Annotated in this window: 13 protein-coding genes; all 13 read right to left on the reverse strand. The window is 70.4% G+C overall.

Annotated features, from left to right (window positions below; all coding sequences use genetic code 11):
* Positions 1-5 precede the first annotated feature (5 nt).
* On the reverse strand, positions 6-1163 hold the full coding sequence (gene ispG / locus ACZ4N4_RS19940; RefSeq protein ID WP_467590393.1) for a flavodoxin-dependent (E)-4-hydroxy-3-methylbut-2-enyl-diphosphate synthase: 1158 nt from the start codon (positions 1161-1163) through the stop codon (positions 6-8).
* Between the two features lie 4 nt (positions 1164-1167).
* Positions 1168-2190, reverse strand: a complete 1023-nt coding sequence (gene hpnH / locus ACZ4N4_RS19945; protein WP_453378286.1) for an adenosyl-hopene transferase HpnH — start codon at positions 2188-2190, stop codon at positions 1168-1170.
* Between the two features lie 5 nt (positions 2191-2195).
* Complete coding sequence (locus tag ACZ4N4_RS19950; RefSeq protein WP_467590396.1) at positions 2196-2837, reverse strand: 5'-methylthioadenosine/S-adenosylhomocysteine nucleosidase family protein; 642 nt, start codon at positions 2835-2837, stop codon at positions 2196-2198.
* Positions 2838-4829 (reverse strand): squalene--hopene cyclase, encoded by a 1992-nt coding sequence (gene shc / locus ACZ4N4_RS19955; RefSeq protein WP_453567793.1) that lies wholly within the window; start codon positions 4827-4829, stop codon positions 2838-2840.
* A 117-nt stretch (positions 4830-4946) separates the two neighbouring features.
* Positions 4947-6074, reverse strand: coding sequence for a polyprenyl synthetase family protein (locus tag ACZ4N4_RS19960; RefSeq protein ID WP_467590399.1), 1128 nt, complete (start codon positions 6072-6074; stop codon positions 4947-4949).
* Positions 6074-7495 (reverse strand): hydroxysqualene dehydroxylase HpnE, encoded by a 1422-nt coding sequence (gene hpnE / locus ACZ4N4_RS19965; protein WP_467590402.1) that lies wholly within the window; start codon positions 7493-7495, stop codon positions 6074-6076. Before hpnE ends, ACZ4N4_RS19960 begins: the two co-directional genes overlap by 1 nt.
* Positions 7492-7632 (reverse strand): DUF6380 family protein, encoded by a 141-nt coding sequence (locus ACZ4N4_RS19970; protein WP_453567785.1) that lies wholly within the window; start codon positions 7630-7632, stop codon positions 7492-7494. The genes hpnE and ACZ4N4_RS19970 overlap by 4 nt, the downstream gene beginning before the upstream one ends.
* Positions 7632-8585: a presqualene diphosphate synthase HpnD gene (hpnD, locus tag ACZ4N4_RS19975; RefSeq protein ID WP_467590406.1), complete on the reverse strand. Its 954-nt coding sequence runs from the start codon at positions 8583-8585 to the stop codon at positions 7632-7634. Before hpnD ends, ACZ4N4_RS19970 begins: the two co-directional genes overlap by 1 nt.
* Positions 8582-9484 (reverse strand): squalene synthase HpnC, encoded by a 903-nt coding sequence (hpnC, locus tag ACZ4N4_RS19980; protein ID WP_467590408.1) that lies wholly within the window; start codon positions 9482-9484, stop codon positions 8582-8584. Before hpnC ends, hpnD begins: the two co-directional genes overlap by 4 nt.
* Positions 9485-9843: 359 nt before the next feature.
* On the reverse strand, positions 9844-10647 hold the full coding sequence (locus ACZ4N4_RS19985; RefSeq protein ID WP_453567777.1) for an ABC transporter ATP-binding protein: 804 nt from the start codon (positions 10645-10647) through the stop codon (positions 9844-9846).
* Positions 10640-11569, reverse strand: a complete 930-nt coding sequence (locus tag ACZ4N4_RS19990) for an ABC transporter permease (protein WP_453567775.1) — start codon at positions 11567-11569, stop codon at positions 10640-10642. Before ACZ4N4_RS19990 ends, ACZ4N4_RS19985 begins: the two co-directional genes overlap by 8 nt.
* A gap of 138 nt (positions 11570-11707) precedes the next feature.
* Positions 11708-12592, reverse strand: a complete 885-nt coding sequence (locus tag ACZ4N4_RS19995) for a glycosyltransferase family 2 protein (RefSeq protein ID WP_453567773.1) — start codon at positions 12590-12592, stop codon at positions 11708-11710.
* Complete coding sequence (locus ACZ4N4_RS20000) at positions 12589-13332, reverse strand: CDP-alcohol phosphatidyltransferase family protein (RefSeq protein WP_467590412.1); 744 nt, start codon at positions 13330-13332, stop codon at positions 12589-12591. The genes ACZ4N4_RS19995 and ACZ4N4_RS20000 overlap by 4 nt, the downstream gene beginning before the upstream one ends.
* Between the last annotated feature and the right edge of the window lie 4 nt (positions 13333-13336).

Below are 13336 nucleotides of genomic sequence, written 5' to 3' on the forward strand. Positions count from 1 at the left end.
GCTGTTCAGCTCACGGTGACGGCGGGTGTTCCGGACCCGGCGCCGTCCTGCTCCATCTGTTCGGCGATCTTCATCGCTTCCTCGATGAGGGTCTCCACGATCTTCGACTCGGGCACGGTCTTGATGACCTCGCCCTTGACGAAGATCTGGCCCTTGCCGTTGCCGGAGGCGACGCCCAGGTCGGCCTCCCGTGCCTCGCCCGGGCCGTTGACCACGCATCCCATGACGGCGACGCGCAAGGGAACTTCCATCCCCTCCAGCCCCGCCGTCACCTCGTCCGCCAGCTTGTAGACGTCGACCTGGGCGCGCCCGCAGGACGGGCAGGAGACGATCTCCAGGCGCCGCTGCTTGAGGTTCAGGGACTCCAGGATCTGGATGCCGACCTTGACCTCCTCGGCCGGCGGGGCGGACAGCGACACCCGGATGGTGTCGCCGATGCCCTGGGAGAGCAGCGCGCCGAAGGCGACCGCCGACTTGATCGTGCCCTGGAAGGCCGGCCCGGCCTCCGTGACGCCGAGGTGCAGCGGGTAGTCGCACTGGGCGGCCAGCTGCCGGTAGGCCTCGATCATCACGACCGGGTCGTTGTGCTTGACGGAGATCTTGATGTCCCGGAAGTCGTGCTCCTCGAAGAGCGAGGCCTCCCAGAGAGCGCTCTCGACAAGCGCTTCCGGGGTCGCCTTGCCGTACTTCTCGAGGAGCCGGCGGTCCAGCGAGCCGGCGTTGACCCCGATCCGGATCGGCGTGCCGTGATCCTTCGCGGCCCGCGCGATCTCCCGCACCTGGTCGTCGAACTTCTTGATGTTGCCGGGATTGACGCGGACGGCCGCGCAGCCGGCCTCGATCGCCGCGAACACGTACTTGGGCTGGAAGTGGATGTCCGCGATCACCGGGATCTGGGACTTCCTCGCGATGGTCGCCAGGGCGTCCGCGTCGTCCTGCGTGGGGCAGGCGACGCGGACGATCTGGCAGCCGGACGCGGTCAGCTCGGCGATCTGCTGGAGGGTGGCGCCGATGTCCGACGTACGGGTCGTGGTCATCGACTGCACCGACACCGGGGCACCGCCCCCGACGGCCACCGGTCCGACGTTGATCTGCCGCGACACACGCCGCTCGGCGACCGGCCGGGCCGGGACCTCGGGGAGGCCCAGGGAGATGGCGGTCATGCGGTCACTCCCGGTTTCCGGTGACCGTCTCGCGCATGGCGCGCAGCGACTCCTTCAGGGACCCCATGGTGGCGAGGACGGCGGTGGGCTCGTAGCCGCAGTGCGCCATGCAGTTGGCGCAGCGCGGGTCCTTGCCGCGGCCGTACTTGTCCCAGTCGGTCTCCTCGATGAGCTCGCGGTACGTCGGCACGTACCCGTCGCTCATCAGGTAGCAGGGGCGCTGCCAGCCGAAGAGCGAGTAGTTCGGGATCGCCCAGGCCGTGCACGGGAAGTCGACCTTGCCCTCCAGGAAGTCCAGGAAGAGCGGGGAGTGGTTGAGTCGCCACTTGCGCCGGTTGCCGCCCGCGAAGGCCTTCTTGAACAGCTCGCGGGTCTGTGCCACGCCGAGGAAGTGCTCCTGGTCGGGGGCCTTCTCGTAGGCGTAGGCGGGCGAGATCATCATCTCGTCGACCTTGAGGTCGTCGTTGAGGAAGTTGAGCACCTCGATGATGGTCTGCGGGGTGTCGGTGTTGAAGAAGGTCGAGTTGGTGGTCACCCGGAAGCCGCGCCGCTTGGCCTCCTTCATGGCCGCCACCGCCTCGTCGAACACGCCCTCCTTCGCCACGGATTCGTCGTGCCGCTCGCGCAGCCCGTCGATGTGCACCGCGAAGGCGAAGTAGGGAGAGGGGGTGAACTTGTCCATCTTCTTGCGCAGCAGCATGGCGTTGGTGCAGAGGAAGACGTACTTCTTCTTCGCCACCAACTGCCGCACGATCTCGTCGATCTGCGGGTGCATCAGGGGCTCGCCGCCTGCGATGGACACCATCGGCGCACCGGACTCCAACACCGCCCCGACGGCCTGGGCGACCGGCATGCGCTGCTTGAGCACGCCTGCCGGGTGCTGGATCTTGCCGCAGCCCTCGCACTTCAGGTTGCATGCGAAGAGGGGTTCCAGCTCCACGATCAGTGGGAACTTGTCCCGCTTGCGGAGCTTCTGTTCAGCCAAGTAAGTCGCGACCTTGATGGACTGGCGCAGCGGCATGGCCATCTGGCTCACCTCCGGGGGAGCAACAAAGAACGGTGCCATTCGAAGAAAGCAGGAAGAACGGATCGAAGAACGCGGAAAGCCGATATTCCACCGCGCACCGTGCCGATCCGGACGAGTTCATGTTCAGGAGCGTCCACGACCACCCTGACGGCCGCAACCGGGCGTTCGCCCGCGCGCACGGCGCTCAGGAGCGTGGCCGCCGACTCCATGTCGACCGCGATCGCGCCGGTCGCGAGCAGATCGGACCGTTCGTGACCGCGGACGACGTGATCGGAGCCGGTGACGGGGCCGGTGTGGACAGTGCGGCCGGGTACGGTCCGCACGAGTTCTTTCACGAGGAGTTCGGTGCCGACGCAGGGGACACTGCCGCGCGGGTCCCGGGTCTCCTCGGCGACGACCAGGTCCCCGGGGTGCATCCCGGGGGCCAGTCCCGCGCAGAAGCCGGTGGCCAGCACGGCGGCACCGGCGAGCGCCGGGTCGGTCAGGACCCGGGTGACGGACCGTTCCGCCGCCCTGGGGCCCATGCCGGTGCGCAGCACGGTGACCGGCCCGCCCGCGCCGCCACGTTCGCCGGCGCGCAGGGCCAAGTGCTCGATGCCGAGCGCGCAGGCGATCAGCAGCGGAGCCGGAGCGGGCGTGGTACTCATTCAGCTCCTCTCGGCCTCGGGCATGGGCTCGCCGTGGAGGTACCGGCCGAGCGCGGTGAGCGGGAAGACCTGCCGGTAGAGGTGGTAGTTGATGGAGAAGTCCCAGGGGAACCCGGTGCCGGTGAAGTAGGGCTCGTCCCAGGAGCCGTCCTCCTGCTGGGTCTCGGCGAGCCACCGCACGCCCCGCTCGACGGCCTTGGAGTCCTTCTCCCCGGCGGCGAGCAGCGCCATCAGCGCCCACGCCGTCTGGGAGGCGGTGGAGGCGCCGCGCCCGCTCCATTCGCCGGCGTACTTGTAGGAGCGCAGGTCCTCGCCCCAGCCGCCGTCCTCGTTCTGGACCTGCTCCAGCCAGGTCACCGCGCGTCTGATCGCCGGATGCGAGGCGGGCAGCCCGGCCGCGGTCAGCGCGGGCACCACGGAGCCGGTGCCGTACACGTAGTTGACACCCCAGCGCCCGAACCACGAGCCGTCCGGCTCCTGTTCGGCCAGCAGCCACTCGATGCCGCGCCGGGTGCGCGGGTCGTGGGCCATGCCCTCGAAGGCGAGCATCTCCACGACGTGCGCGGTGACGTCGGCCGAGGGCGGGTCGATGACCTCGCCGAAGTCGCAGAACGGCAGCCGGTTGGGGAACGGGCTGGTGTTGTCGACGTCGAAGGCGCCCCAGGCGCCGTTCTTCGACTGCATACCGAGGTTCCAGCGCACCCCGCGGCCGATGGCCTTCTCCATCCGCTCCGGGTCGTGGTGCTTGACCCGGCGCAGCGCGAGGACGACCTCGGCGGTGTCGTCGATGTCGGGGTAGTTGTCGTTGTGGAACTCGAACGCCCAGCCGCCCGGCGGGAGCTGGGGGCGCTTCACGGCCCAGTCGCCGGGCCGCACGATCTGCTCGCCGAGCATCCAGTCGGCGGCCTTGACCAGTTGCGGATGGTCGGCGGGCAGGCCCGCGTCGGCGAGGGCGATGGCGGCCAGACAGGTGTCCCAGACCGGGGACTGGCAGGCCTCGATCATCCGGGCGCCGTCCTCGCGCCACACGGCGTAACGATCCAGCGACTCCAGGCCGGCGCGCATCACGGGGTGTTCGAGGTCGTAGCCGAGCAGGTGCAGGGCGATCACCGAGTACACGGCCGGCGGCTGGATGCCGCCCCAGGCGCCGTCGTTCTCCTGGCGTTCGACGATCCAGCGGCCGGCCGAGTTCAGGGCGGAGCCGCGCAGCCGGCGCAGCGCGACCTTGCGGTAGCCGCGGACAACCTTGTCGAGCCGCTGGAAGACGCCCTCCCAACTGGCCACCGGGGCAAGGGGCTGCGGCGGGTTGGGGGTGGCCGGGTCGGTGTGGAGCTCGTCCAGCGGGAAGGGTGCGGGGCGTACCGGGCGTTTGGCGGAGACGACGGTGAGCGGCACGATGGTCTGCCGGGCCCACTGGCCGAAGTTGTAGATGCTGAGCGGGAACCACTTGGGGAAGTACAGGAGCTCCGGCGGGAGTTCGGGCAGGTCCTCCCACTTCCACCAGCCGAACAGGGCCAGCCAGATCCGGGTGAAGACCCGGGCGGCGGCGATCCCGCCGCGCTCGCGGATCCAGGCCGACGCCTTCGCCATGTGGGGCGCGTCGGGAGCGTCCCCGGCCAGCCGCAGGGCGACGTACGCCTCGATGGTGGTGGAGAGTTCGCCCGGGCCGCCGTAGAAGGTGGCCCAGGTGCCGTCCTCGCGCTGCTCGCCGCGGATGAAGAGCGCGGCGCCGGCCGTCGTGGACTCGTCCCGGATACCGAGGAACTGACGGAGCAGCAGGTCCTCGGCGTCCATGGTGACGTTGGTCTCCAGGTCACCTTTCCACCAGCCCTGCGCGTCCTGCCGGGCGAGCAGATGGTCGGTGGCACGCCTCGCGGCGCGTTCGGCGGCTTCTTGTACCCCGGCCGCCGCGGGGGTGGTGAGGTCGGTGCTGGCCGAGGCAGCGCGGGGCGGCAGGGTGGCCCCGGTGCTTCCGTCGGTCGTCGCTGTCATGGCTTCCCCTTCGTGCAGTCGTGCGAAATCGTTCTGCTGTGGGTCCGCCGTCGGCCGGTGCTGGTTGCGCGCTCGCACCGGCCGGCGACTACGCGAGGGCTATTCGACCGATAATGATCATCTCTTTCGTACGACGACGAAGTCCGCGAGCGCCGTGAACTGCGCCCGGACCAGGTCGGGCATGTCGACGGCGTGCAGGGCCTCGATGGCGATGGTGTGCTGACGACGCGCCTCTTCGGCGGTCCACTCACGGCCGCCGGCTTCCTCGATGAGGGCGGCGCGGGCGGCGAACTCCTCCTCGGAGAAGTTCTCGAAGTCACTGCTCTTGGCGTCGGCGGCGAGGATCTCGCCGAGCCGCTCGGAGGCGGGGCCGCCCGCCGCGAGCGCGGCGACCACCGGCAGGGACTTCTTGCGCTGGCGCAGGTCGCTCCAGGTCTGCTTACCGGTGGAGTCCGGGTCGCCCCAGATGCCGAGGAGGTCGTCGACGGCCTGGAAGGCGAGGCCGAGGTGGTAGCCGTACTTCTCCAGGGTGTCGGCGGTGCGGTCGTCGGCGCCGCCGAGCACCGCGCCGATGGAGCTGGAGGCGGCGAGCAGCGCGCCGGTCTTGTTGCCCTCCATCTCCAGGCACTCCTCGACGCTGACCCGGTCGCGGTGCTCGTAGGAGATGTCCTGTGCCTGGCCGTCGATCAGGGCGCGGGTGGCGGTGGTGAGCCGGCGGGTGGCGCGGCCGGCCTCGACGGTGCCGAGTTCCAGCAGCACCTCGTTGGCGAGGGCGAACAGGGCGTCGCCGACCAGGATGGCCTGGGCGGGGCCGTGCACCTTCCAGACGGTGTCACGGTGGCGGCGCTGTTCGTCGCCGTCCATCAGGTCGTCGTGCAGCAGCGAGAAGTTGTGGACGAGTTCGACGGCGACGGCACCGGGGATGCCGATCTCGGGGGCGGCGCCGGTGACCTCGGCGGAGAGCACGGCGAGCGCGGGCCGTACGGCCTTGCCGCCGTCGCCGTCGGCGGGGTTGCCCTCGGCGTCGATCCAGCCGAAGTGGTAGGCGGCCACGGTGTCCATGGGAGGTGCCAGGCGGTCGACGGCCGCCTTCAGTACCGGGTTGGCAAGGGTCCGGCCGCGCTCCAGGAGCGCGGTCACGTCCACCGCGTCGGCAGCCGTCTCGGCCGGGGGCACAGTGGGCACAGTTTCTCCTCTTGTTGCGGTACCGGGGGTGCGGGGGCCTGCCGCCTGCTGATCGAGCATCACGCTGCCTCCTCGAACTCGAAGAGGCGACGGGGGCGGGGCCGGCCCAGGGTGCGCAGCACGGCGTCGGCCGCGTTCACACCGCTGCGGACCGCACTCTCCATGGTCGCGGGCCACCCTGTGGCGGTCCACGCTCCGGCCAGATAGAGGCCGGGTGCCTTGGTGCGGGCGCCGGGCCGCAGCCGCCCGACGCCGGGGGTGGGGGCGAAGGTCGCGGTGCGCTCCCGGGTCACGAAGAAGTCCTTGACCGCGGCGCCGCGCGCGCCGGGCAACAGCCGTTCCAGCTCGGGCAGATAGCGCTCGCGCAGGACGGCCACCGGTGTGTCGATCTCGTCCTGGGCGGCCGACTGGGACAGTGCGAGGTACTGGCCCTCGCGCAGTCCGGAGGCGTGGGTGCGGTCGAACACCCACTGGACCGGGGTGCCCAGGGCCGCGAAGAACGGCTTGGTGAGGACCGTGCGGTCGTAGACCACATGGACGTTGAGGATCGGCGCGGTGCCGATCTCCAGCAGGTTCTCCGGGGCGTCGAGGGCACCCTCGGGCAGCAGGTCGTACGCCTCGCGCTGGGCCACGGCGAGCACCACGGTGTCGGCGGTGAGCGTCTCGCCGGGAACCTGAACGCTCCACGTCCCGTTCTCGTTAGTGGAGACGGAGGTGACGCGTGTACGGACCTCGGTGCGCACGCCCGCGGAGTCGAGCGCCTTGCGGGCCAGTCGGTCGTGCAGTTCGCCCAGCGGCACATGGGCCCAGCCGATGTCGGCCGCGCCCGGGTCGGACAGCAGACCGGTCTTGAACACCATCGCGGCGAGCGCCAGGGAGGCGTCCTGGGCCACCGCGTTGAGGGTGGCGACCCCCACCAGGTCCCACAGTGCCTCGATGGCCCGCGCAGACTGGCCTCGGGCAGCCAGCCAGCTGCCGAAGTCCTGTGCGTCGAGCGAGGGATCGCCGAGATCGAGTGCTCGGAGGGCGAGAGCGGCCTGGCCCACTCTGGCGCGCTCGGCGAGCGAGAGATGCGGGTAGGCGGCGAGGCTGCGTCCCAGATGCAGGGGTACCGGCAAGGGATCCCGGCGGAGTCTGCCGAGCCGGCGCCCCTCGGGTTTGGCGAGGTCGAGCACGGGCACGTCGAGCCGGTCCTGGAGCGGTGCCAGCGCCGCGCCCTCGATGCGGTCGAGGAACCAGCGGTAGGCGGTGCAGCAACGCAGGTACACATGCTGGCCGTTGTCGACGGTCAGGTCGCCGCGCTGGAAGGAGAAGGCGAGCCCGCCGAGGCGCGGCCTGCCCTCGAGCAGCGTCACGTGCACCCCGGCGTCGGCGAGTGCCAGCGCGGTCGTGACGCCGGCCAGCCCGCCGCCGATCACGACGGCGGTGCGCCCGGACGGGATGTCGTCGTGCGTCCGTTCGGATCGCGTGCCGTCGGTCATCGTGCAGCCTCCCCTGCCCGCCCGCCGTGCCGGTGGAACGGGGCAGGGCGGGCCGTCGCAGTCAGGGACGCCACGCCGCACCGGAGGGTTGCCTGCCGTTTTTCTCCGGTGGCGTCAGCCTGGCCCACGTTGTCCATCAGGCGCGCCTCCTGACGGTCCGGCGGGAGGTGTGGCGCCGGGTGTCGAGTCCGGACAGGCCGCGCACGGCGACGTACGCCTTCTCGCGTCCGGGCAGCGAGACCCGGCCGCGCAGCACCGCCTCCGGTTCCCGTTCGATGCGGTCGAGCAGCCGGCGGTAGATGCCGGCCATGGCGGCGACACAGGCGCCGCTGCGCCGGTCGAGCATGGGCAGCAGCCGGTAGCCCTCGGCGAACAGGGCACGGGCGCGCCGCACTTCGAAGTGCACCAGCCCCGCGAAGTCCGAGCCCTCCGGCGGGGTCGGCCCGTGGAACCCGGCGGCACAGCCGAACTTGGCGAGGTCGTCGACGGGCAGATAGGTACGGCCGTTCCCGGCGTCCTCGCGGATGTCCCGGAGGATGTTGGTGAGCTGGAGCGCGAGCCCGAGCGTGTCGGCATACTCCGGCGCGCGCTCGGCCCCGCGCGCCCCCGGGTCGGTGCCGAACACACCGAGCGAGAGCCGACCGATCGCGCCGGCCACACAGCGGCAGTAGACCTTGAGGTCGTCCCAGGTCTCGTAGGCCTCGCCGCGAACGTCCATCAGCACGCCGTCGATCAGCTCGTCCAGGCCGCCCAGCGGGATCGGGAAGGCCTGGGCGGCGTGTGCGAGGGCGACCGCGACCGGGTCAGTGTCGTCCTCGTCGACCGCGCCGTCCTGGACCCGGGCGAGCAGCGCCCGGGTGTCCTCCAGACGGGCCGCCTTCACGTCGTCGGCCAGCACGCCGTCGCCGATGTCGTCGACGCGCCGGGAGAAGGCGTAGAGCGCCGACATGGCGCGCCGCTTGGGCGCAGGCAGCAGCCTGATGCCGTAGGCGAAGTTCCGTGCCTGCTGTCCGGTGACGGTCTCGCAGTAGCTGTAGGCGGCGAGTACCGGTGCGGACACACGTGTGGGAGAGTCCACGGTCCGGATCACCCCTCTCCTCGCAGAGTCACGCCCACCTCACGCAGCAACCGGCCCTTGCCGGGCTTGGGCGGGCCGGGAAGTACGTCGTATTCGGCGGCGGCGATCGCTGCGATCGCCGCCCTTCCCCCCGCCACGAACCCCGCGAGCAGCAGCTTCAACCTGCCGTGGACGCTACCCACCAGGGGGGCGCCTTCATTCAGGAGATCGCGGGCGCGTTGTGCTTCGTATGCAACCAGTGCACGCACCGATGCGCCCGCGGTTTTCCTCGCGAGATCCGCCTCCTGGACATGAAAGCGCTTCATGTCCGCGGCGGGCAGATAAATCCGGTCGCGGCCGAGGTCCTCGGCCACGTCCTGGAGGTGTTCGACGATCTGGAGTGCGGTACAGATCGCGTCCGAGAGGCGGATCCGCTCGGGGGTCGAGGTACCGGTGACGGCGAGGACCAGGCGGCCGACGGGGTTGGCGGACAGCTCGCAGTAGGCGAGCAGGTCGTCGTAGGTCTCGTACCGCTTGACGAGCTGGTCCTGGCGGTTGGCGGCGATCAGCCCGAGGAACGGCTCGGGGGCAAGGTCGCGGCGGCCCACCGTGAGCTGGAGGCGGCGCAGCAGAGGGTGGTGCGGGGTGCCGTCGAAGACACGGCCCAGGTCGGCCTCGAAGGCGTCCAGGAGGACCAGGCGGTTTTCGGCCTCCTCCGGGGAGACTCCGAGCAGCCGGGCGTCGGCGCCGCCGGGGGCCAGGTCGCCGTCCCCGATGTCGTCGACGAGGCGGGCGAAGCCGTACACCGCCATCAGGTCGTCACGCCAGACCCTCGGCAGGAAGAACGGGGCCACCGGGAAGTTCTCGTCCGCGGCCTTGTCCAGAGTGCCGCGCTCGGCGTCTCCGGTGCGCGCCGGGGTGGTCGCCGTCACCGTTCGCTGCCCGGGGCCGGGACGGCGTGGCCTGCGTTGAGCTGGGGAGTTTCCGTAGCCATTGCCGTCACATCTCCCGTTCTACACTGCCGACCCAATACACACTATTTCGGACACGCCGCCCAGCAATCCGCAGGGCGGCCCGGCCGAGGGTGTCGCGCATTATCGCCCCACTTGCCGCTTTCCGGGACCGGTACAGCTTACGTTGTACAACGCATCGAGGTTCGTCGGGGTGTCCCGCAGATCACAACAACACACCGATTGGCGTCAAGATTCCTAAGGCGGCGCGGAGTTGACGTTTCCTTTGCAGACGCCGGGCCCCGCCGGAAAGGTTCCGGCGGGGCCCGGGGACTGCTGGGCTACTTGCCCGTGAACTTCTCGTACTCCTTGAGCACCTCTTCGGTCGGGCCGTCCATCCGCAGCTCACCGCGCTCCAGCCACAGAACCCGGTCGCAGGTGTCCCGGATCGACTTGTTGTTGTGACTGACGAGAAACACGGTGCCCGCGTGCTCGCGAAGTTCGCGGATCCGGTCCTCGGAGCGCTTGCGGAAGGCCGCGTCACCGGTGGCCAGCGCCTCGTCGATCATGAGGACGTCGTGGTCCTTGGCGGCGGCGATGGAGAACCGCAGCCGGGCCGCCATGCCGGAGGAGTAGGTCCGCATCGGCAGGGTGATGAAGTCGCCCTTCTCGTTGATGCCGGAGAAGTCGACGATCTCCTGGTAGCGCTCCCTGATCTGCTCACGGGACATGCCCATGGCGAGCCCGCCGAGGATGACGTTCCGCTCGCCGGTGAGGTCGTTCATCAGGGCCGCGTTGACGCCGAGCAGCGAGGGCTGCCCGTTGGTGTAGACCCGGCCCTTCTCGGCGGGCAGCAGACCGGCGATGGCGCGCAGCAGGGTGGACTTGCCGGAGCCGTTGGAGCCGATCAGGCCGATCGCCTCGCCCCGGTAGGCGACGAAGGACACCCCGCGCACCGCGTGCACCTTGCGGACGCCGCGGGCCGTGTCGTCGGAGCCGCGCTTGACGATGCGGCTCAGGGCGGCCGTCGCGCTGCCCTTGCCGGACTTGGCGCCGTTGACGCGGTAGACGATGTGTACGTCCTCCGCGATGACGGTGGGGATCCGCTCCCCCTGGTTCTGATCCGTGTCGTTCAGCTCAGCCACGGCCGTACCGCTCCTCCGCCTTCCAGAAGTACACGAACCCGCCGGCGAAGACGACCAGTGCCCAGGACAGGGCGACGGCCCAGACGTGCGGCGGGAGGTTCGAGGCGCCATAGCCGTCGATGAGGGCGAAGCGCATCAGGTCCATGTAGACGGTGGCGGGGTTCACCTGGAGGAGCGTGCGCGCCCACTCCGGCCGGCCCTCCATCATCTTGGTGATCGAGAACATCACACCGGACATGTACATCCAGGTACGCAGGACGAACGGCAGCAGCTGGGCCAGGTCCGGCGTCTTGGCGCCCAGCCGGGCCACGATCATGGCCAGGCCGGTGTTGAAGAGGAACAGCAGGGCCAGGATCGGGACGACCAGCACCCAGGACAGGCCCGGGCGGCTGCCGAACCCGACCACCACGGCGACCATGACGATCATCGAGAACAGCAGCTGCTGGAGCTGCTGGAGCGCGAAGGAGATCGGCAGCGAGGCGCGCGGGAAGTGCAGCGCTCGCACCAGGCCGAGGTTGCCGGAGATCGCCCGGACGCCCGTCATGATCGAACTCTGCGTGAACGTGAACGTGAAGACGCCGGTGACCAGGAACGGGATGTAGATGTCCTGGGACATCCCGCGGCTGGCGTGCAGGATGACGCCGAAGATGAAGTAGTACACGGCCGCGTTCAGCAGCGGCGTGGCCACCTGCCAGAGCTGGCCGAGCTTGGCCTGGCTGTACTGGGCGGTGAGCTTCGCCTGCGAGAAGGCGAGGACGAAGTGCCGGCGTCCCCAGAGCTGGCGTACGTACTCGACGAGCGAGGGACGTGCGCCGCTCACCGTGAGCCCGTACTTGGCGGCCAGCTGCGCCGCCGTGAGGCCCTCGTCGGGCGACGGCACCGCGCTCACCGCGATTCCGACGTCATGCGTTGTCTCACTCAAGGGTGGAAGCCTTCGTCCTCAGATTCGTCTTACGTTCGTCTTACGGAATTGTGCTACTGGAGGTGACACGTATCCGCCATGGGACACGTTGCCGGGATGTCCGCGCGCCGGGCACGCGGACACGCACCTTCGAGCTTCTCAGATCACCGGGGGTCGGCCCAGTCGCGTGAGCTTCCACACGGTCCGCCACCGCATGGGCCGACGGGGTCCGCACGGGGTGGTCCAGCCCTCCCGGAAGCCCGCGAACCAGGCGTGCAGGGCCGGGCGCGAGGGGCGGCGCACCAGGGTCAGCAGCATCCACACCCCGAGGTAGACGGGGACCAGGGGGGCGGGCAGGTTGCGGCGCGCCAGCCACACCCGGTTGCGGGCGACCATCCGGTGGTAGACCGCGTGCCGGGAGGGGGCGGTCGTGGGGTGGTACAGCACCATGTCGGAGCGGTAGTCGATCATCCAGCCGGCGTCCAGGGCCCGCCAGGCCAGGTCGGTCTCCTCATGGGCGTAGAAGAACTCGTCCGGCAGGCCGCCGACCTCGGCGAGGACCTGGGTGCGGACGGCGTTGGCGCCGCCGAGGAAGGTGGTGACGCGGGAGGAGCGCATCGGGTCGGAGGCGCGGAGCCTCGGCACGTGCCGGCGCTGGGTCTGCCCGGTGTCCGGGTCGGCGATCCGGAAGCTGACGATGCCGAGCCTCGGGTCGGCGGCGAAGGCCTGGCGGCACAGCTCGGCGGTGTCGTGTTCCGGGAGCAGTCCGTCGTCGTCCAGGAAAAGCAGTATGTCGACATCGCGACCGCTGGGGCCGAAGGCTTCTATGCCGACGTTGCGGCCGCCGGGGATCCCGAGGTTCTCGGGCAGCTCCATGGTGCGGACGCCGTCCGGGACCTCCGGGACGGGCGAGCCGTTGCCGACGACGACCACCTCGACCCGCTCGCCGTCCTGCTTGGCGACCGAGTCGAGCAGGGCGCGCAGTTCGTCGGGGCGGTTGCCCATGGTGATGACGACCGCGCCGACCTTCAGCCCGGCGCTCACCGCAGCCTGCTCGACGCGAGGACCGAGACCAGGTGCAGCAGGGTCTGCAGCAGCGCGATACCGGCGAGCACGGCGGTGCCCAGGCGGGTGAAGAAGAGGTCGCCGCGGACGTGGTCCACGATCGCGAGGACCAGGATCAGCAGCGAGGCCTCGATGCCGAGGATCAGCCGGTGGAACCGGAGCAGGGCGGCGGCCCGGCGGGCCAGCGCCATACCGGAGGACCGCATCTCGGCGGCGGTCTCCTTGACCACGGGCAGCCCGGCCTGGTGGCGGGCGACGCCGACCAGGTCGGTCTCGGCCTTGATCAGGATGGCGCCGAGCGCGGCCAGCGTGCCGAGGAAGGCCCACAGCCAGTCGATGCGGCCGCTGCCGAACAGGTCGGCGGCGCGCAGCCCGAGGCCGACCAGGACGGCGGCGTCGGTGAGGTAGGCACCGACCCGGTCCAGGTAGACCCCGCCCAGCGAGTACTGCTGCTTCCAGCGCGCGACCTCGCCGTCGACGCAGTCCAGCAGCAGGTACATCTGGACGCAGACGACGCCGAGCACGGCGCCCGTGATCCCCGGCACCAGCAGGGCCGGGGCCGCGAGCACACCGAAGACGGTCATCAGGTACGTGAGCTGGTTGGGCGTGACCCTGGTGTTCACCAGGTAGCGGTCCACCCGCAGGGACACCTCACGCATGTAGAGGCGCCCCATCCAGTGCTCACCGCTGCGCCGGTCCTTGACCCCAGCGGGGTGCACGACC

This window comes from Streptomyces sp. NPDC026538, assembly GCF_055567535.1.